25 protein-coding genes and 1 pseudogene are annotated in these 23,574 nt (G+C 72.9%); 8 read left to right on the forward strand and 18 right to left on the reverse strand.

All coding sequences use genetic code 11. The features are described 5' to 3' along the window. Positions 1–11: 11 nt before the first annotated feature. A pseudogene (locus AB0N27_RS09325) lies at positions 12–248 on the reverse strand (hypothetical protein); the annotation flags it as partial. Between the two features lie 156 nt (positions 249–404). On the opposite strand from AB0N27_RS09325, the gene AB0N27_RS09330 reads away from it, so the two are divergent. Beyond that, complete coding sequence (locus AB0N27_RS09330) at positions 405–1,184, forward strand: DUF72 domain-containing protein (RefSeq protein WP_364365567.1); 780 nt, start codon at positions 405–407, stop codon at positions 1,182–1,184. Positions 1,185–1,215: 31 nt separating this feature from the next. Here the strand turns inward: AB0N27_RS09330 and AB0N27_RS09335 are convergent, their stop codons facing one another. From AB0N27_RS09335 to AB0N27_RS09380, 10 genes are all read right to left on the reverse strand, one after another. Then, positions 1,216–1,644, reverse strand: coding sequence for a DUF2267 domain-containing protein (locus AB0N27_RS09335; protein WP_364365570.1), 429 nt, complete (start codon positions 1,642–1,644; stop codon positions 1,216–1,218). Then, positions 1,637–1,822 (reverse strand): hypothetical protein, encoded by a 186-nt coding sequence (locus tag AB0N27_RS09340; RefSeq protein WP_364365573.1) that lies wholly within the window; start codon positions 1,820–1,822, stop codon positions 1,637–1,639. The genes AB0N27_RS09335 and AB0N27_RS09340 overlap by 8 nt, the downstream gene beginning before the upstream one ends. A 120-nt stretch (positions 1,823–1,942) precedes the next feature. Beyond that, on the reverse strand, positions 1,943–2,815 hold the full coding sequence (locus tag AB0N27_RS09345) for a DUF72 domain-containing protein (RefSeq protein WP_364365576.1): 873 nt from the start codon (positions 2,813–2,815) through the stop codon (positions 1,943–1,945). Positions 2,816–2,863: 48 nt separating this feature from the next. Next, complete coding sequence (locus AB0N27_RS09350) at positions 2,864–3,262, reverse strand: TraR/DksA C4-type zinc finger protein (protein WP_364365578.1); 399 nt, start codon at positions 3,260–3,262, stop codon at positions 2,864–2,866. A gap of 164 nt (positions 3,263–3,426) precedes the next feature. Further along, entirely contained in the window at positions 3,427–4,074 is a 648-nt protein-coding gene (locus AB0N27_RS09355; RefSeq protein WP_364365581.1) for a uridine kinase, read from the reverse strand. Positions 4,075–4,115: 41 nt separating this feature from the next. Beyond that, the gene (locus tag AB0N27_RS09360) at positions 4,116–4,721 is read right to left on the reverse strand and encodes a winged helix-turn-helix domain-containing protein (RefSeq protein WP_139587869.1); all 606 of its coding nucleotides are present in this window, start codon (positions 4,719–4,721) and stop codon (positions 4,116–4,118) included. Positions 4,722–4,980: 259 nt separating this feature from the next. Further along, positions 4,981–5,523: a winged helix-turn-helix domain-containing protein gene (locus AB0N27_RS09365; RefSeq protein WP_364365585.1), complete on the reverse strand. Its 543-nt coding sequence runs from the start codon at positions 5,521–5,523 to the stop codon at positions 4,981–4,983. Positions 5,524–5,574: 51 nt separating this feature from the next. Beyond that, on the reverse strand, positions 5,575–6,063 hold the full coding sequence (locus AB0N27_RS09370) for a rhodanese-like domain-containing protein (protein ID WP_364365588.1): 489 nt from the start codon (positions 6,061–6,063) through the stop codon (positions 5,575–5,577). A gap of 50 nt (positions 6,064–6,113) precedes the next feature. After that, on the reverse strand, positions 6,114–6,569 hold the full coding sequence (locus AB0N27_RS09375; RefSeq protein ID WP_364365591.1) for a cysteine dioxygenase family protein: 456 nt from the start codon (positions 6,567–6,569) through the stop codon (positions 6,114–6,116). A 104-nt stretch (positions 6,570–6,673) separates the two neighbouring features. Next, positions 6,674–7,051: a signal peptidase I gene (locus tag AB0N27_RS09380; protein ID WP_364365593.1), complete on the reverse strand. Its 378-nt coding sequence runs from the start codon at positions 7,049–7,051 to the stop codon at positions 6,674–6,676. Between the two features lie 64 nt (positions 7,052–7,115). Here AB0N27_RS09380 and AB0N27_RS09385 point away from each other — a divergent pair, with 64 nt between their 5' ends. Further along, positions 7,116–7,508 (forward strand): ankyrin repeat domain-containing protein, encoded by a 393-nt coding sequence (locus AB0N27_RS09385; protein ID WP_364365596.1) that lies wholly within the window; start codon positions 7,116–7,118, stop codon positions 7,506–7,508. Positions 7,509–7,540: 32 nt separating this feature from the next. Then, a complete protein-coding gene (locus AB0N27_RS09390) occupies positions 7,541–8,491 on the forward strand; it encodes a DUF3500 domain-containing protein (protein WP_364365598.1) in 951 nt (316 codons plus the stop codon). Between the two features lie 172 nt (positions 8,492–8,663). Here AB0N27_RS09390 and AB0N27_RS09395 read toward each other — a convergent pair whose 3' ends face one another. From AB0N27_RS09395 to AB0N27_RS09420, 6 genes are all read right to left on the reverse strand, one after another. Further along, positions 8,664–9,155 carry a DUF2231 domain-containing protein gene (locus AB0N27_RS09395; protein ID WP_364365601.1) on the reverse strand — a complete coding sequence of 164 codons (492 nt, stop codon included), beginning with the start codon at positions 9,153–9,155 and terminating at the stop codon, positions 8,664–8,666. Between the two features lie 148 nt (positions 9,156–9,303). After that, positions 9,304–10,044 carry a GAF and ANTAR domain-containing protein gene (locus tag AB0N27_RS09400; RefSeq protein ID WP_364365604.1) on the reverse strand — a complete coding sequence of 247 codons (741 nt, stop codon included), beginning with the start codon at positions 10,042–10,044 and terminating at the stop codon, positions 9,304–9,306. A gap of 180 nt (positions 10,045–10,224) precedes the next feature. Beyond that, positions 10,225–12,516, reverse strand: coding sequence for an accessory Sec system translocase SecA2 (gene secA2 / locus AB0N27_RS09405; RefSeq protein WP_364365607.1), 2,292 nt, complete (start codon positions 12,514–12,516; stop codon positions 10,225–10,227). Positions 12,517–12,589: 73 nt separating this feature from the next. Then, complete coding sequence (locus AB0N27_RS09410) at positions 12,590–14,341, reverse strand: ABC transporter ATP-binding protein (protein ID WP_364365610.1); 1,752 nt, start codon at positions 14,339–14,341, stop codon at positions 12,590–12,592. Positions 14,342–14,382: 41 nt separating this feature from the next. Continuing rightward, complete coding sequence (locus tag AB0N27_RS09415) at positions 14,383–15,471, reverse strand: zinc-binding dehydrogenase (protein WP_364365613.1); 1,089 nt, start codon at positions 15,469–15,471, stop codon at positions 14,383–14,385. Then, on the reverse strand, positions 15,464–16,471 hold the full coding sequence (locus AB0N27_RS09420) for a Gfo/Idh/MocA family oxidoreductase (RefSeq protein ID WP_364365616.1): 1,008 nt from the start codon (positions 16,469–16,471) through the stop codon (positions 15,464–15,466). The genes AB0N27_RS09415 and AB0N27_RS09420 overlap by 8 nt, the downstream gene beginning before the upstream one ends. A 229-nt stretch (positions 16,472–16,700) precedes the next feature. Here AB0N27_RS09420 and AB0N27_RS09425 point away from each other — a divergent pair, with 229 nt between their 5' ends. The 5 genes from AB0N27_RS09425 (at position 16,701) to ctaD (ending at position 22,332) form a co-directional block, all read left to right on the forward strand. Then, positions 16,701–17,684, forward strand: coding sequence for a glucosyl-3-phosphoglycerate synthase (locus AB0N27_RS09425; RefSeq protein WP_364366169.1), 984 nt, complete (start codon positions 16,701–16,703; stop codon positions 17,682–17,684). Positions 17,685–17,703: 19 nt separating this feature from the next. Further along, a complete protein-coding gene (locus AB0N27_RS09430) occupies positions 17,704–18,861 on the forward strand; it encodes a glycosyltransferase (RefSeq protein WP_364365619.1) in 1,158 nt (385 codons plus the stop codon). An 84-nt stretch (positions 18,862–18,945) separates the two neighbouring features. After that, positions 18,946–19,404: a DUF4383 domain-containing protein gene (locus tag AB0N27_RS09435; RefSeq protein ID WP_364365622.1), complete on the forward strand. Its 459-nt coding sequence runs from the start codon at positions 18,946–18,948 to the stop codon at positions 19,402–19,404. Between the two features lie 93 nt (positions 19,405–19,497). After that, positions 19,498–20,226, forward strand: a complete 729-nt coding sequence (locus AB0N27_RS09440; protein WP_364365625.1) for an STAS domain-containing protein — start codon at positions 19,498–19,500, stop codon at positions 20,224–20,226. A 114-nt stretch (positions 20,227–20,340) separates the two neighbouring features. Then, on the forward strand, positions 20,341–22,332 hold the full coding sequence (gene ctaD, locus AB0N27_RS09445; RefSeq protein WP_364365628.1) for a cytochrome c oxidase subunit I: 1,992 nt from the start codon (positions 20,341–20,343) through the stop codon (positions 22,330–22,332). A gap of 68 nt (positions 22,333–22,400) precedes the next feature. Here ctaD and AB0N27_RS09450 read toward each other — a convergent pair whose 3' ends face one another. Continuing rightward, the gene (locus tag AB0N27_RS09450; protein WP_364365631.1) at positions 22,401–23,543 is read right to left on the reverse strand and encodes a SigB/SigF/SigG family RNA polymerase sigma factor; all 1,143 of its coding nucleotides are present in this window, start codon (positions 23,541–23,543) and stop codon (positions 22,401–22,403) included. Between the last annotated feature and the right edge of the window lie 31 nt (positions 23,544–23,574).

The raw sequence follows: 23,574 nt of genomic DNA on the forward strand, positions 1-23,574 counted from the left end.
GGCCGTTACCGGGCGCTGCCGTCGGCGCCGCCGTCCTGCTGGCCGGGGGTCGCGCCACCATCGGCCGGACCCTCCGCGCCACCGTCAGCGCCACCATCCTGCTGGCCCGGGGTCGCGCCACCATCGGCCGGACCCTCCGCGCCACCGTCAGCGCCACCATCCTGGTGACCCGGGGTCGCACCGCCGTCGGCCGGACCCTCCAGGCCGCCGCCGCCCGTGGTCTGCATGTCATCGTCGTTGAGTGCCATCGGTACTCCCTCGGGTGTGCCGCCCCGCCATACGTCGGGGTCCGTCGTGCTGCGGGTGGTACCCCACGCGCGATCTTCTCTAACCCTCACCGTAGACGCCGAACCGGGGCGACACGGGCAGTTCACCTGCGGCGGGGACGATGCCAGGATGGTGGGGTGATTCTGGTGGGCACGTCCGGCTGGCAGTACCGGGACTGGCGGGGCCGCTTCTACCCGCAGGCGCTGCCGCAGCGGCTGTGGTTGGAGCACTTCGCGGACCGGTTCGCCACAGTCGAGGTCAACAACGCGTTCTACCGGCTGCCGGAGCGGGACACCTTCGCCGCCTGGCGGGCGCGGACCCCCGCGGACTTCTGCGTGGCCGTGAAGATGAGCCGCTACCTGACACACATCAAGCGGCTGCGGGAGCCGGCCGAACCGGTCGCCCGGTTCCTCGGCCGGGCAACGGCGCTCGGTGACCGGCTCGGCCCGGTGCTGCTGCAACTGCCACCCAACCTGCGGGCGGACGTCGACGCGCTCGACGCGACGCTGAAGCTGTTCCCGGCCGACGTACGCGTCGCGGTGGAGCCCCGGCACCCGTCGTGGTGGACCGCCGCCACCCGGTCGGTGCTGGAACGCCACAGGGCGGCGCTGGTCTGGGCGGACCGGCTGGGTCGGCCGGTCGCCCCGCGCTGGCGGACCACCGACTTCGGCTACCTGCGCCTGCACGAGGGGCGGGCCCGTCCGTGGCCGCACTACGGGCGTACCGCCCTGGGCTCCTGGGCGGGCCGGCTGACCGACGCCTTCGGTGCGGACGAGCCGGCGTACGTCTACTTCAACAACGACCCCGGCGGCGCCGCCGTCACCGACGCGGTCACCTTCGCCGGCCTGGCCCGGCGGGCCGGGCATCCGGTGTCCCGGGTGCCGTCGCCCGCCGAGGCGGACACCTCGGACGGCTGAGTGCGCCCGAGGCGTCCCACGACCTCACGACTCACGGGAAGAACGTGGCGAGATCCTTGGGCATGGTCTCCTTCACGTCCTGCCACTCACCCTGGGTGATGTGCCGGCGCAGGGTGTCCAGCACCACCTGCGTCACACGCTCCGGGCCGCCGTCGACGTCGTACGGGAAGCCCTGGCGGACCTCGTAGAGGAAGTCGTCGCGGTTGAGCTTGATCGGGACGTCCGACGGGTTCCACCCGTCGAAGTAGATCCCCCGGACCAGCACCGGCAACTGCTGGGCGAACTCGACGCTCTCGTTCACCGGCAACCGGTCGCGCAGCAGGTGCAGCACCGTACGCAGGGCCGCGTACGACTGGTTGCGCCGATCCTTGGGCCAGCCGTAGGCGGCCTCGATGTCCTTGAGGATCAGATTCGTCTTGTCCAGCGAGGACTCGAACGCCGAGATCATGGTGTCAGCCATTGGTCGACCTCCGTTCCGTGCTCTCCCACCGCCGGTCGTCGTCGCGGCGGGGCGGCCCCACCGGGCCACGACGGGCCCGCACCGGGCTGCGCTGCGGTGCGCGCCGGGCGTCGTCGGCCGCGCCGACCACGTGCAGGACGGCACCGCGCCGTCGATCCGTCACCACTCGAACCGTCATCCCCGTCACCTCCGTGTCGTCTCCGGCGTGGGCCCACCCGAGGGGCGTCCGCACGCACCGTGTCCACACTGCCGCGGGGGTGGGTGAGCCGACCTCACCCCGGTCGGGTGAGACGGGAGGTCAGTCGGCGTCGAGGAGCCCGATGAGCGTCTTGGCGTTCGTCTGCGCGTAGTCCCGGTAGCAGTTGTTCATCAGCACGTGGGTCCGTCCGGCGTCGTCGGCCAGCTCGCGCAGCTTCGGTGCCCAGTCGGCCAGCTCCCGCTTGGAGTAGTGGTAGCCGAACTTCTCGTGGATGTCCTTGCTTGTCCACTTGTCGCTGTGGCCGTGAAAGCGCACCACCGCGAGGTCCGCGGTGGCGGCCAGCACCGGCGGCACCGACGAGCGGTGACCCTGCGGCATGTCCACGCAGACGAACGGGAGCCGGTGTTCGCGCAGGAACGCCACTGTCTCGTCGGCGTTGTCGCCGTCGAACCAGGAGGCGTGCCGGAACTCGTAGACCGGCCGCAGTGGCGCGCAGCGCTTCGCCACCTCCAGCAGGTACTGCTTGTTGGCCCGCTTGATGGTGAACCAGGGCGGGAACTGGAACAGCACCGCGCCCAGCTTGCCCGCCTCGACGAGCGGGTCCAGCGCGGACAGGAAGCGCGTCCACACCTCCTCGTACGACTGCGCCGGCAGGTCGTCGGGGTAGACGTTCTTCTTCTCGGTCTCGGGCCGCAGGTCCTTGTAGAGGGCGCTGACCCGGGTGGGATGCCCGGTCAGCAGGCTGAACGCCTTGATGTTGAAGGTGAAGCCGTCCGGGGTGCGTTCGGCCCACAGCCGGGCGGTCGCCTCGGCGGGCGGCGAATAGTAGGTGGCGTCCACCTCGACAAGCGGGAACTGCCTGGCGTAGTAGGCCAGCCGCTTCTCCGGGTTGTCCGCGGTCTGCGGATACCAGCCCGAGTCCAGCAGTGTGCGGTCGGTCCAGGACGCGGTGCCCACGAGGATGTCACCCATCTGTGGAGTCCATCGTGTCGCGGACCGACCGGCAACCGCTGGCCTCGCTCAGGCGGCCCGCCGCTCGCGGGTCTGCTTGCACGTCACGCAGGTGGTGGCGGCCGGGAAGATCTCCAGCCGCTCCACCGGGATCGCCGCCGAGCAGCCCTCGCACCAGCCGTACGTGCCCTCGGCGAGCCGGCCCAGGGCGTGCTCGTACTGGGCGCGCCGGTCGAGGATGGTGCGCAGGAGGGACTGCGCGGTGTCCCGTTCGGCGGTCTTGGTGCCGCTGTCGGCCTGGTCGTCGCCTGCGGTGTCCCCGACCTCCACCAGCCGCAGCACCTGGCTCTGCAGGACGGCCTGCTCGTACTCGGCGGTCAGCTCGTCGTAGCGAGCCTGCAGGGACTGCCGGATCTGGTCGATCTCCGTCTGGGATCGGCCCGTACCGACCGTGTCGTGGACGAGCATCGCTGCCTGCCTTTCCTGGGCCAGTGGCTCAAGGTGAACCGGGTGCCGGCGGCGCGGGGCCCCGGTCACGGTCGCATCCGGTACGCGGGCTGTCACCCGCGCTCTGTGAGCCGGGCGAGTACCCGCCGGACGAGTCGATCAAACCGGCCAGTTTTCGGTGGTTGTCAGGCGTCCCCGCCGGGCTCCACGAGGGCCGGGTGGCGGGGGTCGTCGGCCCGTACGACCACGTCGGCGAAACTGGCCGGGACGACCTCCTCGGCGTACCTGTCGAAGGCCGGCAGGGTCCAGTGCCCGGCCTCCTCGGTGCGGCGCCGCAGCGCGGCGGGCGACAGCGCCAGGTGAACGGTGACGTCGAAGGGCAGGCCGCCGCCGAGCAGCAGCGCGCCGCTGACCAGGACCACGCCGCCGGGTGGCAGGTCGACGTAGCGGGCCCGGCTGGCCCGGTCGGCGTCGGCGTCCCACAGGGACGGGAGCAGTCGGCCGGTGCCACCGGGGCCGGCCGGGTCGAGGACCTCGCGGCGCAGTCCGGTCTCGTCGACCCAGCTCTCGTAGTAGGCGTCCGGGTTGGTCCGACCGAGTTCGAAGCGCAGCGAGGCGGGTCGCAGGAAGTCGGTGGCGCGTACGTGCAGCACCGGGCGGCCGCGGGCGCGCAGCGGGTCGATAAGCGCGGCGGCCAGCTCATCCGGGCCGGCGGCGGGGGCGCCGTCGACGGCCACCCGCAGCCGGGCGGGCTCGGCGGTGGCCGCGGCGTCGACGAGACGGCCGGTCAGCTCGTCGACGAGCAGCCCGGGCGAGATGGGACGGATGCGCACCGGACCATCCTGCCCCGAGCGGGGCGCGGCGGTGGCGGCGGTCAGCCGGTGCGGTCGATGGTGACCCGGGCGTCGTCGGCCAGCCGGTAGCCGACGCCGTACACGGTGGTGACCAGCGGGACGTCCACGCCGACCTTGCCGCGCAGCCGGCGGACGTGCACGTCGACGGTACGGACACCGGCGTGCTCGTACCCCCATACCGCGTTGAGCAGTTGCAGTCGGGTGAACACCCGCCGGGGGTGGGCGACCAGGTGCAGCAGCAGGTCGAACTCCAGGCGGGTCAGCGGCAGCGGTTCGTCGTCGCGCAGCACCGAGCGGGACGAGGCGAGGATGTGCAGGGCGGGGATGGTCGGGCTGATCGCCCGGGCCGGTGCCCGGTTGGCCGGCACGCTGTCGGGGCGGCGGTCGACAGGCACCGAACTGGTGATGACGGCCTCGCCCCGCTCCAGCATCTCGCGGGCCGCCTCCAGCAGGCGGCGCGCCGGCGGGGTCAGCGACTCCTCACAGGCCAGGGGGATGGACAGCGTCACGGTGAGCATCGGCGCGGCGGTGTTCGCCGGGCGGCGCTGACCGCCGGGAGGTCGACCGGGCACCGCGGGTTGGGACGTATGCCATCCGGCGCGCGACGAGGCGGGGCTGACCGACATGGTCCTCCTTGGGCTTGTCCGGGTATCTCCCCACGGCCCGGGACGCCGCTTCATCGATGCTTCCCGGCGTCCGGGCGAGGGTCAAGAGGCGGCTGCGTTGCATGAATGTGACAATTGACGAACACATCGGAGCCGGGTGCTCGCTCTGCGTACGAAGCCAGATGATTACAGCAGAGCCTGCGAGATGCCCCGTTACGGGGGTCCCCGCCCGGTTCACCGGGGCCTGTCACGTCACGTCGGGCCGCCACCCGGCCGGTGCTCAGCGCGCGTGGTCCACGCTGATCCGCGCCTCGTCGGCCAACCGGTAACCGACCCCGTAGACGGTGGTGACCAGCTCGGTGCCGTCCAACTTGGCGCGCAGTCGCCGGACGTGCACGTCCACCGTCCGGGCCACCGCGTGCTCGTAGCCCCAGACGCTCGACAGCAGTTGCAGGCGGGTGAACACCCGTCGGGGCCGCTCGGCCAGGAACAGCAGCAGCTCGTACTCGATGCGGGTCAGCGCGACGACCTGCTCGCCCCGCAGGACCATCCGCGAGCCGGCCAGGATGTGCACGTGGTCCGCGTCGGCGGCCTGCTCGACGGTGCTCGGCGCGGTGCGCGGCCGGGGCACGTCCTCGACGGCGCGCAGCTGGCCCTCACCGGATTCGGCCAGCTCCCCGATGAGCTGCACCAGCCGGGCCAGTCGCGGGGTCAGCGGCCCGGCCGCGAGGTCGAGGGTGATGGTCAGGGTCGGGCCGGTGCGCGGACGGGCGGCGCGGGCCGCCGGGTGGTGGGGGCGGGTGGGGATGGCGACGACGGACATGGTGCCTCCTGAGATGGCGGTACGACCGCCACGCCCGGTGCGGCGTGGCGGTCAGTGGCGCGCCGACCCGGCGGTGACCGGGGACGCGAGAGGGAACGCGCGGTGCAGCGGGGTCGGACCGAGAGCCGGCAGGCCGGCGATCCGCCAGGCCGCGAACCCGCCGACCACGTCGGTGGCGCGGCGCAGGCCGATGTCCTGCAACGCGGCGGCGGCCAGTGACGAGGTGTAGCCCTCCTGGCAGAGGATCACCACAGGTACGTCGTAGTCGACCGCCTCGGGCAGGCGGGCCGGGCAGCGCGGGTCGAAGCGCCATTCCAGCACGTTGCGTTCGACGGCGAGCGAACCCGGCACCACGCCGTGCGCGGCCCGCTGGGCGGCCGGCCGGATGTCGACCAGGAGCGCGCCGCTCCGGTACGCCAGGTGCGCCCGTTCCGGGTCGAGCCGGTCGAGCCGGGCGCGGGCGGCGGCCAGGATCTCGTCGATGCCCTGGGAGCCCGGCGGCGGTACGGGGGCCGGACAGTGCTCGGCGGTCGTCAGCATCATCGGTTCCTTCCGGTGCGTGGGGGGTTGGTTCGGAGGCTGGGCGGCGCTCACCAGGAGCGTCCGGCCTCGGCGACCTCGGCGACCCGCAGCCGCCCGTCGAGCAGGTGGTAGCGGGTCATCCGGCGCAGCGCCGGCCGGTAGACGTGCACGCTGACCGCAGGCGTCGTACCCCTGTTGGTCACCTGGTGGACGTGGCGGGCGCCGAAGCGCCGGCCGGCGCCGGCGGGCAGCAGCCGTGGACGCAGCCGGCCGGCGGCGACGGTCTCCTCGGTGAGGGCGCCGGCGACGACCCGGAACGCCCCGGCGGAGCCGCCGTGGTCGTGCAGGTCGGTGCCCTGGCCGGGCAGCCAGCTCAGTGCCCACACCTCGTGGTCGTCGTCGGCGGCGAGGCGCGCGTACCAGCGCTCGGCGGCGTCGAACCGCAGCGGCACCGGCCAGCCGGTCGGGTCGGCCCACCGGGCGGCGACGGCGAGCAGGTCACGCTCCGGGCTGTGGTGGATCATGGCGGTCCTCGCGGGGTCGTTCGGTGGGGTGCCCCCGTACTCTAGCCGGCAAAGCCTATAGGTTTAGTAGGTAATTCCGTCTGGTGGGACGGCGTCCGTCGGCCTCAGCGCAGCACCGGAGGGTCCGCCCGGTAGCCGGGCACCGACGGCCACCGGACGGTCAGCACCACCGACGCGCGTTCGGCGTACCACGAGTGGTCCACCCCGCGGCCCCACACCACGTAGTCGCCAGGCTCGGCCAACCGCACCGTCCGGTCCGGCAACTCCACCCGGAAACACCCCTCGACGAGCACGAGCAGAGTGGTACGCCGCTCCCCCGTCGCCCACCGCGACCGGGCCTGCCCCGGCGGGTGCACACCCCACTTCACCTCGACGTCGGTGCTGTGCCGCACCTCCCCGGGCGGCGCGAAGTGCCCCAGCAGCCAGCCGGCGTTCGTGGCGCCGTCGACACCCGCGTTGCCCACGTACACCGTCTCACCCATCGGATCCCTCTCCCCGCGCGCCGGCCGAGCAACGTATCAGGGCGCCAGGGCCTAACCTGGAGCGGTGACCGACGACCTCGACGCCGCGACGCTGGCGTTCGCCCACCGGATGTTCGACCTGGCCCGCTCGGGCTCCACCGAGGAACTGGCCGCGCAGCTCGACGCCGGCCTGCCGGTCAACCTCACCAACGACAAGGGCGACACGCTGCTGATCCTGGCCGCGTACCACTCCCACCCGGACACGGTGGCCGCCCTGCTCAGCCGCGGCGCCGACCACAGCCGGGTCAACGACCGGGGCCAGACGGCCCTGGCCGCCGCCGTCTTCCGCAGCAGCACCGACGCCGTCCGCGCGCTGCTCGCGGCCGGAGCCGACCCGGCGCACGGCAGCCCGTCCGCGGCGGAGACCGCCCAGTTCTTCGACCTGCCGGAGATGACCGAACTGCTGCGCGCCGGCTGACGCCGACCCCGACCGACAGGTATACAGGGTCGGTGGAAGATCCTCTGCCCGAGCAGATGCGCACCGCCGGCACGGCTCTGCTGGCCGCGCTCGATCCGGCGGCCCGCGACCAGGCCGTCCACCAGTTCGACGACGAGCCCGCCCGACGCTGGCTGGAGTACCGGCCCCGACCCCGACCCGGGGTCAGCCTCGCCGAGCTGGACGTCGTCGGGCGCAAGGCCGCACACCGACTGCTCGCCACGGCGCTCAGCCCGTCCGCGTACGCGCAGGCGATGGCGATCATCGCGCTGGAGGAGGTCCTCGACCGCGCCGAGGGATGGCGTCGCGGGCGACACAGCGGCGACTACTGGGTCGCCGTGTTCGGTGATCCGGCGCGCGACGACCGCTGGTCGTGGCGGCTGGAGGGGCACCACCTGTCGGTGACCATGACCGTCGTGGACGACCAGGTCTCCCCCGCGCCGATCTTCTTCGGCGCCAACCCGGCGGCCGTGCGGTACGCCGGCCGCCCGGTCTCCCGCCCACTCGGTGTCGAGGAGGACCTCGCCCGCACCCTGCTCGACGCGCTCGACCCGGCCGGACGATCCGCCGCGATCATCGCCGACGAGGCGCCGGCGGACATCATCAGCGCCACCCGCGCCCACGTCGACACCCCGCTGGAGCCACTCGGCGTGCCGGCCGGCCGGCTGGGACCGACCGGCCGGGCACTGCTGGACCAGGTGGTCGCGCTCTACCTGGACCGGCTACCACCGGAGCTGGCCGTCCGCGAGGCGAGGCGTCTCGACGGGGGCGAGTTGCACTTCGCCTGGGCCGGCCCGACCCGCCCGGGGCAGCGCCACTACTACCGGATCCAGGGCGACGACCTGTTGATCGAGTACGACAACACCACCGAGGACGGCAACCACGCGCACACCGTCCTGCGCCGCCCCGCCAGCGACTTCGGCGCCGACGTCCTGGCGGACCACCACGAGTCCCACCCCCACTGACGACCCTCCGGGCAGGCGGTCAGGGGCGGACGGCGTCGATGAGGAAGCGGGTGGACCGGGCCTCGAACGGGCTCAGCGATCAACTCGTCGGCTTCCCGCTCGGTGCCCACGGCGGTCGGCTTCGCCGGCAGCCCGCGCCGGGGGCAACACATTTGCCGGCGTACGCGCCCCGTCAGGGACGTGGGCGGGCGACCTCGACTGTGGAGCCGGCGAGCGCGTCGAGGCTGCCGGTCTCGGCGCGGCCGGCGTCGAACTGGCGCATGAGCCGGGCGCCCAGGCGTACGCCGACGCCGCCGGCGACGAGCGCGACAAGCTCGGTGAGCAGGATTGCGACCGTCGCGCCGCGCTGCGGCGACTGCGCGCGCACCAGGCAGGTGACCAGGAACAGGCCGGCCATCGCCGCGTTCACCAGGTTGAAGGCGACGGCGGTGCGGCGGGTACGGTCGACAGGCACGTCCCACAGGTCGACCATGCCGGCGACCGCGGTCATCGCGGCGGCGAACAGGGCGGCGACGCCGGTCCAGTAGCCGACCTCGCCCAGGAACGCCGGCCCGCCGATGACATCGCTCAGGTCGAAGACGGTGGCGCTGACGAACAGCCCGAGCGGAAACGTCACGAGCATCGGTTGGATGGGGTGCCCCTGCACCCGCAGCCGGCTCTGCATTCGTCCTCCCCAGGGTCGGCGCAGCTCACCAGTACCAGAGTGCTACCCGTGCCCCGTCTTCACGAAACGACGCCGCCCGAATCGCCGCCGCGCGCCAGAGCGGGCGGTGGTGCCCTCTGTCCGGTACGGCGAGGAGCGGCGCGTCCGGTCAGCTCTCGCGCTGGCGGGAGACCGTCCGCACCAGACGCTCGGCCACCTCGCGCAGCGGGATGTCCAGCGAGGACGCGGCGGTGCGCAGCACGTCCAGGGCCTCGGCCGGCGGGCAGCCCCGCTGCGTCATGATCACGCCGACGGCCTGGCCGACCACGCCGTCGAGCAGCAGCTCGGCGTCGCGCTCGCCGGCCATCTCGGCCTGCCGGCCCCGGTCCCGTACGGCGGCCAGCAGCAGGCCGGCGTGCTCGGCGAGCAGCATCGCGGTCAGTTGGTGTTGCGGGGTGAGCAGGTTCGGTCCGGCGGCGTACAGGTTGATGGCACCGATCACCTGGTCGTCGATGTCCACCGGGGCGGAGATCACCCCGCGCACGCCGAGGTCGCGGGCGCGGGCCGTCCAGGCGGGCCAGCGTGGCTCACCGGCCAGGTCCACGGCGAGGATCATCTCGCGGCGCTGGATCGCGCTCATCGCCGGCGAGTCCGGGCCGTGGCGCAGATCGTCAAGGCCTGCCAGCCGGTCGTCGGAGGCGGCCACACCGGCCGGCTCGCCGGCTCGCAGCGCCGTGAATCCGCACCAGCGCACGCCTGCCACCGCGTCCCGGGTGACCCGGACCAGCGCCAGCAGCGCCTCATCGAAATCGGTCAGCGCGATCAGGCCGGCGGTCAACTCCCGCAGCAGGGCGGCGGTCTCCAGTACGCCCAGGTTGTGCACCACGGGTTCCCGCGTGTCCAGGTTCACTGGTCCGCAGCTCCCGTACGCCTCGGTGCCTGCCCAGCTGGCATCGTCACCTGTGTCATCGTCTGCTCTCTTCCGACTTGACCGACCCGCCCTACTACCCTGCGAAACCCGGGTCGAAACGGCGTAAAACGGGGCTCCTGCCGCACCGGGTGGCGGGCCGGCAGGAGCCCCGCGAAAGCCTCAGCGCGAGGCGCCGCTGAGCCGCCGGCCGATCGACGCGATCAGGCGGTCGAGCTCGGAGCCGAAGGGGTTGTCGTGCACCAGGTACGTCCAGGTGGCGGTCGGGCGCACCAGGGTGCTGTCGTCGGGCTCCCAGTCCTCGTCGAATTCGGTCTCGGTGAACGTGGCGATGGTGCGGGCCTCGATCTCCGGGATCAGGTTGTTGAAGGCCGGCACGGCGGCCCGGTGGAACTCGTCGAGCGGGTCGAGCCGGCCCAGCGCCCGCAGGTGCACGCCCTCGCGGACCTCCGACAGCTCGGACAGGTGCTCGGCCCAGAGCCGGTCCAGGTGGTAGAGGGCAATCGACCGGGCGGCCCGGGCGAGCAGGTCCTCGTCCATCTCGCCGGCCTTCTCGGGCACCTTGTCCAGCAGCATGAGCGCTGCCACGTCACTGGTCAGCAGCCGCTCCCGGCGCTGCGCAAGGGCCTTGCGCTGCTGCTCGATCACCACGCTGTAGCGCCAGGTGTTGCGGTGGATCTCGTGGTTGACGCCCTCGGCGACCCGCTGGGCGTGCTCCACCGCGTAGTCGACCTGCTCGTCGGTGACCAGGCCGTCGGCGTTCATCCGCGGCGACGCGGGCACCGAGTCGGCGGCGTGGCGGACGACCAGGTCGTCCTCCAGGCTCACGAAGAAGACCGAGCCACCGGGGTCGCCCTGCCGGCCGGCCCGGCCGCGCAGCTGGTCGTCGACCCGCCGGCTGTCGTGCCGGCCGCTGCCGATCACGTAGAGCCCACCCAGCTCGGCCACCCGCTCCTGGTCGGCCTGGTCGCTGCCGCCGAGCCGGATGTCCACGCCCCGGCCGGCCATCTGCGTGGAGACGGTCACCGCGCCGTACGCGCCAGCCTCGGCGATGATCGCCGCTTCCTCGTCGTCGTTCTTGGCGTTGAGGACCACGCAGGGCACCCCGGCCGTGTTGAGGCCGGCGGCCAGCGCCTCGGACTCCTTGACGTCGAGCGTGCCGACAAGCACCGGCCGTCCCTTGGCGTGCCAGCGCTGGATCTCGTCGATCAGCGCCTCGTCCTTCTCCGCCCGGGTGGCGTAGATGCGGTCCGGCTCGTCCTCGCGCACGCACGGCGTGTTCGGTGGGATCACCGCCACCTCGAGGCCGAAGAACTCCCGCAGCTGGTCCCCGACCAGCACCGCGGTGGCGGTCATGCCGCACACCTTCGGGTAGAGGGCGATGAACGCCTGCACGGCGATGGTGCCCAGCACCTCGCCCTCGGCGGTGGCGTCCAGGCCCTCCTTGGCCTCGACCGCCGCCTGGAGTCCGTCGGGCCAACGGCGGCGCTGGGCCACCCGACCGCGCATCTCGTCGATCAGCTCGACCGAGCCGTCGCGGACGATGTAGTCCACGTCGCGGTGCAGCAGCGCGTGCGCGTGCAACGCCACGTTGACGGCGGAGAGCTGCGCGACGTGCTCCTCGTCGTACAGGTCGATGCCCAGCTTGGCCTCGACGGCGGCCAGGCCGGCGGAGGTGAACGCCACGCTGCGCCCGTCCTCGGCGACGGTGAAGTGCCGGTCCTTGCGCAGCCCGCGCACCAGCGCGGCGGCGGCGTGCACCGGGTCCTGCTCGCCCGGCACCGCGCCGGCGAGGACCATCGGCACCCGGGCCTCGTCGATCATGATCGAGTCGGCCTCGTCGACGATGGCGGTGGTCAGCGGCGGCTGCACCCGGTCGGCGATGTCGGTGACCAGCTGGTCGCGCAGGTAGTCGAAACCCGCCTCGCTGACCGACACGTAGGTGACGTCGCAGCCGTACGCGTCGCGCCGCTCCTGCGGGCTGGAGGCCTCGTTGACCCAGCCCACGGTCAGGCCGAGCAGGGTGTAGACCGGCTCCATCCACTGGGCGTCGCGGCGGGCCAGGTAGTCGTTGACGGTGAGCACGTGCACCGGCCCGTTTCCGAGCCGAACGTGCCCGTACGCGGCGATCGCGGCGGTCAGGGTCTTACCCTCACCGGTGGCCATCTCGGCGACCTTGCCGGACAGCAGCGCCATCGCGCCGAGCAGCTGCACGTCGTACGGCCGCTGGTCGAGGCCCCGACGGGCGGCCTCGCGGCCGACGGCGCAGATCTCCTCGTAACCGGTGGCGGCGCCGGCGGCCTCGGTCAGCTCGGCGTCGTCGAGCGCGGCGAGGTCGGCCTCGCGCGCCTCGATCGCCGGCAGCATCTTCTCCAGAGGAGCGAGTTCGACGGTCGAGCCCGGGCGCTGGAGGAACCGCCGGAACTTGCTCTTGAACCGTTGCGAGACACCCATGAGCGGCAACGGTACGCGATCCGCGGCGGCTTGCGCGGCCCGGCCGCCGGCATGTCCGCCCCGGGCTGGCGGCTCAGGCGACCAGTAGCTGGTGGGCGGCCAACTCCCGGTAGAGCGGGTCGGTGGCACTCAGCTCGGCGTGGGTGCCCACGGCCACCACCCGGCCGCCGTCGAGGACGACGATCTGGTCGGCGTCGACGACTGTGGCGAGCCGGTGCGCCACGATCAACAACGTCCGGCGGACGGCCACCGCGTCGATGGCGCGGCGCAGGGCGGCCTCGTTGCGCGAGTCGAGGTTGCTCGTCGGTTCGTCGAGCAGCAGCACCGGCGGACCGGCCAGGAGCGCGCGGGCGATGGCCAGGCGCTGCCGTTCGCCACCGGAGAGCAGCACGCCACCCTCGCCGACCTGGACGTCCAGGCCCTGCGGGGTGCGGTCGGCGAGGTGCGCGAGGTTGACCTCGTCGAGGACTGTGCGCAACCGGTCGTCGGAGGCGTCCGGGGTGGTGATCAGGAGGTTCTCGCGCAGCGTGCCGGCGAGTACGGGGGCCTCCTGCTCGACGTAGCCCAGCCGGGCGCGCAGCGCGTCGCGGGGCAGGTCCCGCACGTCGGTGCCGTCCAGGCGGACCGCGCCGGCGCTCACCTCGTAGAAGCGTTCGACAAGGGCCAGCAGTGTCGACTTGCCGGCGCCGGACGGGCCGACCAGGGCGGTCCGGGTGCCGGCCGGCACCGCGAAGCTCACCTCGTGCAGCACCGACGCCCCGCCGGGGTAGCCGAACCCCACCCGGTCGAACTCGATCATCGGGGCGGGTCGGCGCGCGGTCGCCGTGGCGCCCCCGGCCGCCGGCCGGTCCGCCGCGCCCTCCGCCGGCACGGTCAGGATCTCCTCGATCCGCTGCAACGCGCCCAGGCCGGACTGCAACTGGGTGTACGCGCGCAGCACCTGACCCAGCGGCAGGGCCAGGAAGAACAGGTACATGACGAAGGCGACCAGATCGCCGACGGTGATCGCGCCAGCGGCCACCCGGGCGCCGCCGACGCCCAGCACCAGCAGGAAGGCACCCTGCACGGTGACCGAGCCCACCGGCCCGACCACCGCCTGCACCCGGGCCACCCGCAGTCCCGCCGTGTACGCCTCGCGGGCGCTGCCGGTGACCGTCTCGGCCTCCCGTGCCTCGGCGCGGCTGGCCCGGATGGTCCGGGCCGCGGAGATGGCCCGCTCGACCGCGGAGGTCATCTCGCCGATCCGTTCCTGGGCGGCGCGGGCGAGGGCGCGGACCCGGCGGGCGAACGTGAGCGCGAAGCCCAGACCGAGGCCCACCCCGAGCAGGGTGACACCGAACAGCAGCGGGTCGAGCAGCACCATCGCGGTGCCGGCCCCGAGCACCATCACCGCCCCGGTGACCGTCTCGAACAGGCCGGAGGTGACGACCGCCCGCAGCAGCGTGGTGTCGGAGCCCAGCCGGGAGAGCAGGTCGCCGGTGCGCCGGCTGTCGTACTCGGCGATGGGCAGCCGCAGCAGGTGCCCGGCGAGCCGCCGCCGGGTGCCCAGCACGAGCCCCTCGGCGGTGCGTTGCAGCAGGTAGTCGCGCAGCCCGCCGATCGCCGCGCCGAGCAGCACGAGGGCCACCAGCGCCGCGACGAGGTCGGACACCCCGAGACCACCGCTGACCCGGTCGAGCACCGACCGGGTCAGCAGCGGCTGGGCGAGGGACGCCGCCGCGCCGACCAGCGACAACACGCCCACCACGGCGAGGGTGCCGCGGTGGTCCCGCAGGTACGGCAGCAGCGCGGCCAGGCCGGGAGGCCGGCGCTCGGAAGCGGTCATGCCGGGAACGGTAGTCCGCCCGGTCACGCCCGGACGCCAGGTCAGGCGGCCAGTACCACCTGTAGTTCCTGCCGTCGGCGTTCGGCCAGGTCGGTGAGCAGGGTGGCCGCCTCGTCGAACGGCACCACCGCCGAGACCAGGTGCTTGCGGATCCCGTCGCCGTACGCCCGCAGCAGCTCGATCGTCTCGGCGGACAGCCGTTCCCGGTCCCAGGTGGGGGCGAGCCCGCGCGGCACCCGGCCGATCTGGGCGCAGCGCAGCGCCAGCCCGTTGTGGTGGAACTCCTCGCCGAGGCGGACGGCGTCCGCGCCGCCCTGGTAGAAGGCGAGGTCGATGACCGTGCCCTGCGGTCGGAGCAGCCGCAGGGCGAGCTGCAACGCCCACGCCTGCCCCCGGCACTGGAACACCACGTCGGCGCCCCGGTCGCCGGCGGTGTGCGCCCAGCGGGTCTTGAGCACGGCCGCCGGGTCGTCCGCCTCGGGGTCGAGGGTCTCCAGGCCGAGCGCCTCGGCGACCTGCCGGCGCTGTGCGGTGGGGTCGAGCACCACCACGGAGGCGGCGCCGTGCCGCCTCGCGAACAGGGCGGTCAGCAGGGCCACCACACCGGCGCCGACCACCGCGACGCGCCTGCCGCGGACGCCGTCGCCGAGCGAACGCACATCCGTGCCGTGCAGGTCGGCGGCGGCGTGCAGCAGACCGTTGGCGCAGATCGGCCCCATGTGCGCGACGTAGACGCCGAGCAGCGGGTCCAGGTCGTCGGGCAGCGGCACGAACCGTTCGGCTACCGGGTCGGCCAGCCAGCCGGTGCGGTGCCCGTACGTCATCGCGCCGACCGTGCCCACCGCGACGGCCGGGGTCTCGCTCTCCACCACCCGGCCCACCTGCATGTAGCCCAGCCGGTTCACCGGGTACGGGGTGCTCGCCTCGCCCGGCTGGAACAGCCCCAGATCGGCGTTCCAGGTGACGTTCAGGTACGGGTTCGTGCCCTTGACGTAGCTCAACTCGGTGCCTGCGGAGACGCCGCTGAAAAGCGTCTCGACCCGGAAGGTGCCGGGGCGCAGCGGCGCGGCGTCCTGCTCCACCACCTCGACGCGGCCCGGCCCGGTGACCACCACTACCTTGTCACGCATCGACCGTCACCCCGGAGGTGAGCGCCGCGGGGCTGCCGGCGGCGAGCCGCACGGTCGCGCCGGTGCGGGCCGAGTCGGAGACCGCGAGGGCCAGTCGCTGGGTGGCAAGCGCCTCGGCGTACGGGACGCGTACGTCGTCGCCGACACCGCGCACCGCGTCGACGAAGGCGCGGTCGACGGCCACCCGGGCGGCCTCGGGGTCGGCCGGGACATGCCGTTCGCCGTCGGCGTCGCGGATGGTCAGGCCCTCCTCGGTCAGCGACAGCGCCAACCCGTCGGCGAGGATCTCCAGCCCGGCGCGGTGCTTCCAACCGAGCACACAGGCGGCGCTGAGGGTGCCGACCGCGCCGTTGGTGAAGCGCAGCACGGCGGTGGTCACCGAGTCGATGTCCGCGCCGTCGACAGGCGGGGGCGTTCCGTTGCCGTACGCGGTGACCTCGCTCACCTCGCCGACCAGTGCCCTGACCAGGTCCAGCACGTGGGCGGCCTGTTCGACCACCGGGCCGCCGGAGCGGTCGCGCCGCGCCCACCACGCCACCGGTGGGACCTTGTCCAGCCAGGCGCCGCTGACCATCCGCACCGGCCGGTCGGCGAGCAGCTCGCGGGCCTCGTCCAGGACGCTCAGGTAACGCCAGTGGTGGCCGACGGCGGTCAGCAGCCCCCGCCGGTTCACCTCGGTGGCGACGCGTTCGGCGGTGGCCAGGTCGACCGCCACCGGCTTCTCCACGAACATCGGCAGCCCGGCGTCGAGCACCGCCTGCTCGGCCGGGCCGTGCGCGAACGGCGGCACACACACGTACACCGCGTCCGGGCCGGCGGCCAGCAGCTCGGCCACGTCGGCGTAGGCGCGCGTCCCGTGCTCCGCGGCCAACGCGGCCGCGGCGTCGGGCACCACGTCGGTCACCCCGATCAGCTCGACGTCATCGAACCCGCCCAGCACCCGGGCGTGGCGTTGTGCCACTCCCCCGGCGCCGATCAGACCCACCCGGCATGCACGCATTCGACAACCCCTTCGAGAACTTTTCATGAGCGTGTCAGCAGTCCCCTGGGGTGTGCGCAATCAAACGTTCATCCCCCGGGAACGCGTCATCGTCACCTGCGTGATCAAGCTGTTGCCTTGGAAGCGGTTAGCGCGTGGTGGGGAGTGGGAACTACCAAACCCGGTTCTTTCCGCCCACGATTCTTAAGGGGTGCCAGTGCGGGATACGACATCGAGCGTGTCACCGGTGGTGGAGGCGTGGGCCACGTACCGGACCACTTCGGCGGCGGACTGGCCGGCACGCCGCCTGCTGCGCGCCAAGGGCGACAGCCGGGTCAGCGTGGTGCTGCCGGCACGCAACGAGGAGGCCACCGTCGGCGCCATCGTGTCGACCATCCGGGAACACCTGATGGACCGGGTGGCCCTGGTCGACGAGCTGATCGTGGTGGATTCCCGGTCGACCGACCGCACCGCGCAGGTGGCCCGGGCGGCCGGCGCGGAGGTCGTCAGCCAGGACGACATGACCCGGGGTCTGCCCCAGCTCACCGGCAAGGGCGACGCGCTCTGGGCCGGCCTGGCCGCGGCCGAGGGCGACGTGGTCGCGTTCATCGACGCCGACCTGCGCGAGTTCCGGCCGCACTTCGTCAGCGGGCTGCTCGGCCCGCTGCTGACCGACCCGTCCGTCGACTTCGTGAAGGGCTTCTACCACCGGCCCCTGGTCGGTACGGCGACTGTCGAGCAGGACGGCGGCGGCCGGGTGACCGAACTCATGGCCCGACCGCTGCTCAACCTGTTCTGGCCGGAGCTGGCCGGCTTCGTGCAGCCGCTCGCCGGCGAGTACGCCGCCCGGCGGGACGTGCTCTCCCGGGTGCCGTTCGTCTCCGGGTACGGCGTGGAGACGGCGATGCTCATCGACCTGCTGGAGCTGGTCGGTCTGGACGCGTTGGCGCAGGTCGACCTCGGTGAGCGCAAGCACCGTCACCAGGACACGGCGGCGCTCGGGCGGATGTCCGCGCAGATCATGTTGACGGCGTGGTCCCGGTTGCAGCGGCGCGGCTGGGCGAGCCCCGGAATGTCGCCGGAGGCGCTGCTGACCCAGTTCCGTCGGGGCGGCTCGGACGCGCTGCCGAACCTCGACCGGGAGATCGTGGTCAGCGACGTGTCCGTCGAGGAGCGTCCGCCGCTGGCCGAGCTGCGTCACCGGGTTCCCCGCCGACGGGTGGCCGCGGCATGAGTGGCCGGGAGGTCCTCCGATGAGTCTCACCGTCCTGATGAACGCCGGTCCGTGGCTGTCCGTGCCACCCCCCGGCTACGGCGGCATCGAGAACGTGATCGCCACGTTGGTGCCGGAGCTGCGGCGACTCGGCGTACGGGTGGTGCTCGCCTCGGTGGGCAGCAGCACCCTGCCGGTGGACGACCGGATGTCGGTCTTCGACGACGGGCAGTTCGCCGCGTTGCAGCGCCCGTACAACCAGGTCTGCGGGATCGCCCAGGCGCACCTCGCCGGGGTGGTCCGCGAGCTGCACTCCCGCGACGACATCGACCTGGTGCACGACCACGTGGAGGCCGTCGGGCTGGCCACCCTGGCGGCGATGGGCCCGTCCGGGCCGCCGACCCTGCACACCCTGCACTGGGATCTGGCCAAGCACCCGGCGCTGTACGGCAGCCTGGACGGCGGCGACCGGGTCCGGGTCAACGGCGTCTCCGCGTCCCAGCTGGCCCGGGCGCCGCTGGCGTTGCGGGAGCACTCGGTGGGGCACGTTCACCTGTCCACCCCGCTGGCCGTGGACGCCGACCGCCGGCCCCGCCCGGACAAGGGTGAGCATCTGCTGATCCTCGGCCGGATCAACCCGGGCAAGGGGCAGGACGTCGGCGCGCGGCTGGCGCACCGGGTCGGGATCCCGCTGGTGCTGGCCGGTCCGGTCGGCCCGTACCACCGTCCGGCCGACCTGGCGGCGGCGGGCGACGAGGCCCGGCAGAACCCGGACGTGCGGTTCTTCCTCGACGAGGTGGCGCCGCACGTCGACGGTGACCTGGTCCGCTGGATCGGGACGGTGGCCGGTCAGGAGCGCGACGACCTGCTGGCCAGCGCCCGTGCCTCGCTGTTCCCGCTGCGGTGGGAGGAGCCCGGGGGTACGGCGGTGGTCGAGTCGCTGGCCCTGGGCACGCCTGTGGTGGCGACCGCCCGTGGCTGCCTGCCCGAGCTGATCGAGCACGGCCGCACCGGACTGTTGACGGCAGACGAGGACGAGCTGGCCGACCTCGTGCTGGCCGCCGACCTGCTCGACCCCGACGAGTGCCGGCGGGTGGCCGCGCGTCGGTTCACCCCGGAGGTGATGGCGCAGCGTTACGTCGAGCTGTACCAGCGGGTCCGCGAGCTGGCCGGTACGACCCGGCTGCAACCGGTCTGACCTGCCCCGGTGCCGCCGTCGGTTTGCCGGCGGCGGCACCGGGTATGCGCGGCGCCCACGCCCGCGCGCAGCGAGGAGCCGGTGATGGTCGGACCGATGGCGCACTCCCGGGCCCGGGCCAACCCGGCCGAGGGCAAGCCGCCGGTACGCCGCGCGGCCGCGACTGTGGCGGTGGTGTTCCTGCTGGTCGGGGTGCTCGGCTTCGTGCCGGGGATCACCAGCGGCACGGGTGACCTGCGCTTCGCCGGGCACGGCTCGGGTGCGTTCCTGTTCGGCGTCTTCCAGGTGTCGGTGCTGCACAACCTCGTCCACCTGCTGTTCGGGGTGGCCGGCCTGGCGCTGGCGCGGACGGTCGGCGGCGCGCGGACGTTCCTGATCGGCGGCGGCGCCGTCTACCTGGTGCTCTGGCTGTACGGGCTGGCGGTGGATCACGACACCGGCGCGAACGTGCTGCCGGTCAACGACGCCGACGGCTGGCTGCACCTCGGCCTGGGCGTCGGCATGATCGCGCTGGGCCTGCTGACCGGGAGAGCCCGACGGTGACGTGCGCGCGCGATCCGGTTGGTCCGGTTTGACGCCGGGTGGCCTCGGGTAGTTGGCAGATCCCGACCCACAAAGCGAATCGAGGGAGCCCGGATGCCCAGCCGGATCACCTGCGAGGTGCGCGAAACGGCACCGGTGGCGGTCGTCCAGCTCACCGGGGCCCTCGACCTGGGCACCATGCGCTCGGTGCACCAGGCCCTCGACGGGGCGTTGGCCGCCCAGCCGGACGCGCTGGTGATCGATCTCACCGACGTCACCGTGAAAGACCGGCTGGCGCTGTCGGTGTTCGCGGCCACGGCCCGGCGGGCCGAGGAGTGGCCGGCCGTGCCCGTGGTGCTGTGCGCTCCCCCGCCGGCCGCCGCGCGCTGGCTGGCGGAGTCGACGACGTGCCGGGTGGTCCCGGTGTCGCCGGACTGCGCGGAGGCGACCCGGATGGCCGGCGAAGCCAGTTCGCCCCGGCTGCGGGCCCGCCTGGAGCCGGTGGCCGGCGCCTGCCGGCGGGCGCGGGAGTTGGTCGGGGACGCGTGCACCCGGTGGAATCTGCCCGAGGCGGCCGGTCCGGCCGCGCTGGTGCTCAGCGAACTGGTCGGCAACGTGGTCCGCCACGCGGGCACGCCGATGCAGGTGACGCTGACCCTGCGCCGGCCGTACCTGCACGTGGCAGTGGTGGACGGCAGCCGGGCGGCGGCCGAGCCGGCCGGGCTGGACCTGCGCGCCGAGGGTGGCCGGGGCCTGCTGCTGGTGCGGGAGTTGGCGCAGCGGTGGGGCAGCGTGCCGACCGGTCGGGGCAAGGCCGTCTGGGCGCTGGTGCCGGTCGGCTGAACGTTCGCGGTGGTACTGGCGATCTGACCGAAATTACCCCTCTGGCCTGGTTTCATGGTGAGAGGGTCGGGTAGGCACGCCCGTCCCTTTGCCGTCACGACGGGGTGAGCAGCCATGCCCAAGCGGGTAACCACCGAACCCGGTCGCGACCGGGGCCCGGCGATCCTGGCACCGGCACGTTTCGGGGGCTTCCCCGGACCGGTACGGTCGCCGGTCCCCGGCAACTCGTTGATCAAGTTCCTGGCCACGACCGACCACAAGCAGATCGGCATCCTGTACCTGCTGACCTCCTTCGCCTTCTTCCTGGTGGCGGGCCTGGAGGCGATGCTGATCCGGGCGGAGCTGGCCCGCCCCGGCATGCAGTTCCTCTCCTCCGAGCAGTACAACCAGCTCTTCACCTCGCACGGCGCGGTGATGCTGCTGCTGTTCGCCACCCCCGCCGCCTTCGGGTTCGGCAACTTCATCGTGCCGATCCAGATCGGCGCCCCGGACGTGTCGTTCCCCCGGCTCAACGCGCTGGCGTACTGGCTGTACCTGTTCGGCGGCCTCCTGGTGATCGGCGGGTTCCTCACCCCACAGGGGTCCGCCGACTTCGGCTGGACGGCGTACACCCCGCTGAGCAGTGTGGAGAACAGCCCGGGCGTGGGCGCGAACATGTGGGTGGTCGGCCTGGTCGTCTCCGGCCTCGGCACCATTCTCGGCGCGGTCAACCTGATCACCACGATCCTGACCCTGCGCGCGCCCGGGATGACCATGTTCCGGATGCCGATCTTCACCTGGAACATGCTGTTCACCAGCGTGCTGGTGATCCTGGTGTTCCCGCTTCTGGCCGCGGCACTGCTGGCCCTCTCGGCCGACCGGCTGCTCAACGCGCACGTCTTCGACGCGGCCACCGGCGGGCCGATGCTCTGGCAGCACCTGTTCTGGTTCTTCGGCCACCCCGAGGTGTACATCATCGCGTTGCCGTTCTTCGGCATCATCACCGAGATCATCCCGGTCTTCTCCCGCAAGCCGCTGTTCGGCTACACGGGCATGGTGCTGGCCACCGTCGCGATCACCGTGCTGTCGATGACGGTGTGGGCGCACCACATGTTCGCCACCGGTCAGGTGCTGCTGCCGTTCTTCAGCATCCTGAGTTACCTGATCGCGGTGCCCACCGGCGTGAAGTTCTTCAACTGGATCGGCACCATGTGGAAGGGGCAGTTGACCTTCGAGACACCGATGCTCTTCTCCATCGGGTTCCTGGTCACCTTCCTGCTCGGTGGGCTCACCGGGGTGCTGCTGGCCAGCCCGCCGGCGGACTGGCACACCCACGACAGCTACTTCGTCGTGGCGCACTTCCACTACGTGGTCTTCGGAACCGTGGTCTTCGCCCTCTTCGCCGGCTACTACTTCTGGTGGCCGAAGATGACCGGACGGCTGCTCGACGAGCGGCTCGGCAAGGCCCACTTCTGGACCATGTTCATCGGCTTCCACGGCACGTTCCTGGTGCACCACTGGCTGGGCAACGAGGGCATGCCCCGGAGGTACGCCGACTACCTGCCCAGCGACGGCTTCACCACGCTGAACATGATCTCCAGCATCTTCGCCTTCGTCCTCGGCCTGTCCACGCTGTTCTTCATCTACAACGCCTGGAAGTCCTGGCGGTACGGGGCGATGGTGACTGTGGACGACCCGTGGGGCTTCGGCAACTCGCTGGAGTGGGCCACGAGCTGCCCACCGCCGCTGCGCAACTTCGACCGGATGCCCCGGATCCGCTCCGAACGGCCCGCGTTCGACCTCAAGTACGGCCCGCTCGTCTCCGACCTGGGCCGGGACCTGCCGCAGCGCACCACCAAGCCGCCGCAGCAGTTCGCCGAGGAGCTGCACATGGAGCACCACGCGCCGGAGTCGCCGGCCGCCGAGGGCGCGCACGGCGCCCGCGACGCCGCCGAGTACCAGCCGGCACCCCGCTCCGGCGCGCGCCCGGTGGACGTGCCGGAACCCGAGGGGATACGGCGTCCGAGCTTCGAGCAGAGCGACCCGCCCCAGGACGCCGAGGACGCGCCCAAGCCGCACGAGCGGTGGCGGCACCCGCACAGCGACGGCAACCCCGAGGACCGCTGACCGGCGTACGACGCACGAGGGCCGACACCCACGGGGTGTCGGCCCTCTCGTCGTTTGTCGGCGCTGGGTCAGTCCCGGGCCGGTGCCAGGCCGGCGGCGGTGAGCGAACGGCGTACCGCTGGCTGGACCCGGGTGAGCCGCAGCGGCACACCGGTACGCTCCGCGGCGTCCCGTCCGGCCATCAGCGCGGCGATCCCGCCGGCGTCGAAGCCGCCCGCGCCGACCAGGTCGACGACCACCTCGCTGGGCTGACCGGTGACCGCCTCCAGCATGGCCCGGCGCAGCTGGTCCGCGCCGTCGCGGTCGACCTCGCCGCCGACCTCCACCACCACCCGGTCGCCGTTCTGCTTCACCGAGATCCGGGTCTTGCCCGGGTCCGGTTCGGCGGCGCCGTTCTGCCACGGCGGCGGCGCGTCGGCGAGCATCGCCTGACGCAGCCAGGTCAGCGCCCGCGACAGCAGCCGGGACACGTGCATCTGCGAGATGCCGAACCGGGCGGCGATCTCCGCCTGGGTCTGGTTGCCGTAGAAGCGCATGGCCAGGATGCGCCGTTCCCGCCAGGGCAGCCGGTGCAGCAGGCCACTGACCGTCACCCGGTCGTCGACCGATTCCAGCGCGTTGTCGGACTCCCCGACCAGGTCGCCGAACTCGGCGGAACTCTCCCCGCCGACCGGCGCGTTGAGCGACGCCGGGCTGTAGCCGGCCGCCGACTCCAGCGCGGCGAGGATCTCCTCCTCCGGCGTCTCCAGCCGGGCCGACAGCTCGGCCACCGTGGGCGCCCGGGACAGCTCACTCGTCAGCGCGGCGGTGGCCTGACCGACCTCGAGGATCAGGTCGCGCAGCCGCCGGGGCACGTGCACACCCCAGGTGCGGTCCCGGAAGTGCCGCTTGATCTCGCCGACGATGGTGATCGCGGCGTACGCGGTGAAGGAGCCCCGTTCCGGGTCGTACCTGTCGACCGCGTTGACCAGCCCCAGGCGGGCCACCTGCTCCAGATCCTCCAGCGGCTCTCCGCGCCCCCGGTAGCGGCGGGCCAGCCGGCCGGCGAACGGCAGCGCGAAGCGGACCAGGTCGTCCCGTGCCTCCTGCCGACGCTCCGGCGGCAGCCCCTCGATCCGGGCCGCGTACGCCAACGCCGCAGCGTCGAGGTCTTCCAGACCCCGTTCGGTGGGTGGTGGTGTGGTCGTGGTCGTGCTGGTCTGTCCGAACATCCGCGCCTCCCTCAGGAAGGTCCCCCGCCCG

This window comes from Micromonospora sp. NPDC093244, from assembly GCF_040683695.1.
GTDB lineage: Bacteria > Actinomycetota > Actinomycetes > Mycobacteriales > Micromonosporaceae > Micromonospora.

Bases quoted from the DNA above. Each gene is read 5' to 3' on its own strand.
- AB0N27_RS09335 (WP_364365570.1), bottom strand. From the start codon at position 1,644: ATGGCTGACACCATGATCTCGGCGTTCGAGTCCTCGCTGGACAAGACG.
- AB0N27_RS09340 (WP_364365573.1), bottom strand. From the start codon at position 1,822: ATGACGGTTCGAGTGGTGACGGATCGACGGCGCGGTGCCGTCCTGCAC.
- AB0N27_RS09345 (WP_364365576.1), bottom strand. From the start codon at position 2,815: ATGGGTGACATCCTCGTGGGCACCGCGTCCTGGACCGACCGCACACTG.
- AB0N27_RS09350 (WP_364365578.1), bottom strand. From the start codon at position 3,262: ATGCTCGTCCACGACACGGTCGGTACGGGCCGATCCCAGACGGAGATC.
- AB0N27_RS09360 (WP_139587869.1), bottom strand. From the start codon at position 4,721: ATGTCGGTCAGCCCCGCCTCGTCGCGCGCCGGATGGCATACGTCCCAA.
- AB0N27_RS09365 (WP_364365585.1), bottom strand. From the start codon at position 5,523: ATGTCCGTCGTCGCCATCCCCACCCGCCCCCACCACCCGGCGGCCCGC.
- AB0N27_RS09370 (WP_364365588.1), bottom strand. From the start codon at position 6,063: ATGCTGACGACCGCCGAGCACTGTCCGGCCCCCGTACCGCCGCCGGGC.
- AB0N27_RS09375 (WP_364365591.1), bottom strand. From the start codon at position 6,569: ATGATCCACCACAGCCCGGAGCGTGACCTGCTCGCCGTCGCCGCCCGG.
- AB0N27_RS09380 (WP_364365593.1), bottom strand. From the start codon at position 7,051: ATGGGTGAGACGGTGTACGTGGGCAACGCGGGTGTCGACGGCGCCACG.
- AB0N27_RS09395 (WP_364365601.1), bottom strand. From the start codon at position 9,155: ATGCAGAGCCGGCTGCGGGTGCAGGGGCACCCCATCCAACCGATGCTC.
- secA2 (WP_364365607.1), bottom strand. From the start codon at position 12,516: ATGGGTGTCTCGCAACGGTTCAAGAGCAAGTTCCGGCGGTTCCTCCAG.
- AB0N27_RS09410 (WP_364365610.1), bottom strand. From the start codon at position 14,341: ATGACCGCTTCCGAGCGCCGGCCTCCCGGCCTGGCCGCGCTGCTGCCG.
- AB0N27_RS09415 (WP_364365613.1), bottom strand. From the start codon at position 15,471: ATGCGTGACAAGGTAGTGGTGGTCACCGGGCCGGGCCGCGTCGAGGTG.
- AB0N27_RS09420 (WP_364365616.1), bottom strand. From the start codon at position 16,471: ATGCGTGCATGCCGGGTGGGTCTGATCGGCGCCGGGGGAGTGGCACAA.
- AB0N27_RS09430 (WP_364365619.1), top strand. From the start codon at position 17,704: ATGAGTCTCACCGTCCTGATGAACGCCGGTCCGTGGCTGTCCGTGCCA.
- AB0N27_RS09435 (WP_364365622.1), top strand. From the start codon at position 18,946: ATGGTCGGACCGATGGCGCACTCCCGGGCCCGGGCCAACCCGGCCGAG.
- AB0N27_RS09440 (WP_364365625.1), top strand. From the start codon at position 19,498: ATGCCCAGCCGGATCACCTGCGAGGTGCGCGAAACGGCACCGGTGGCG.
- ctaD (WP_364365628.1), top strand. From the start codon at position 20,341: ATGCCCAAGCGGGTAACCACCGAACCCGGTCGCGACCGGGGCCCGGCG.
- AB0N27_RS09450 (WP_364365631.1), bottom strand. From the start codon at position 23,543: ATGTTCGGACAGACCAGCACGACCACGACCACACCACCACCCACCGAA.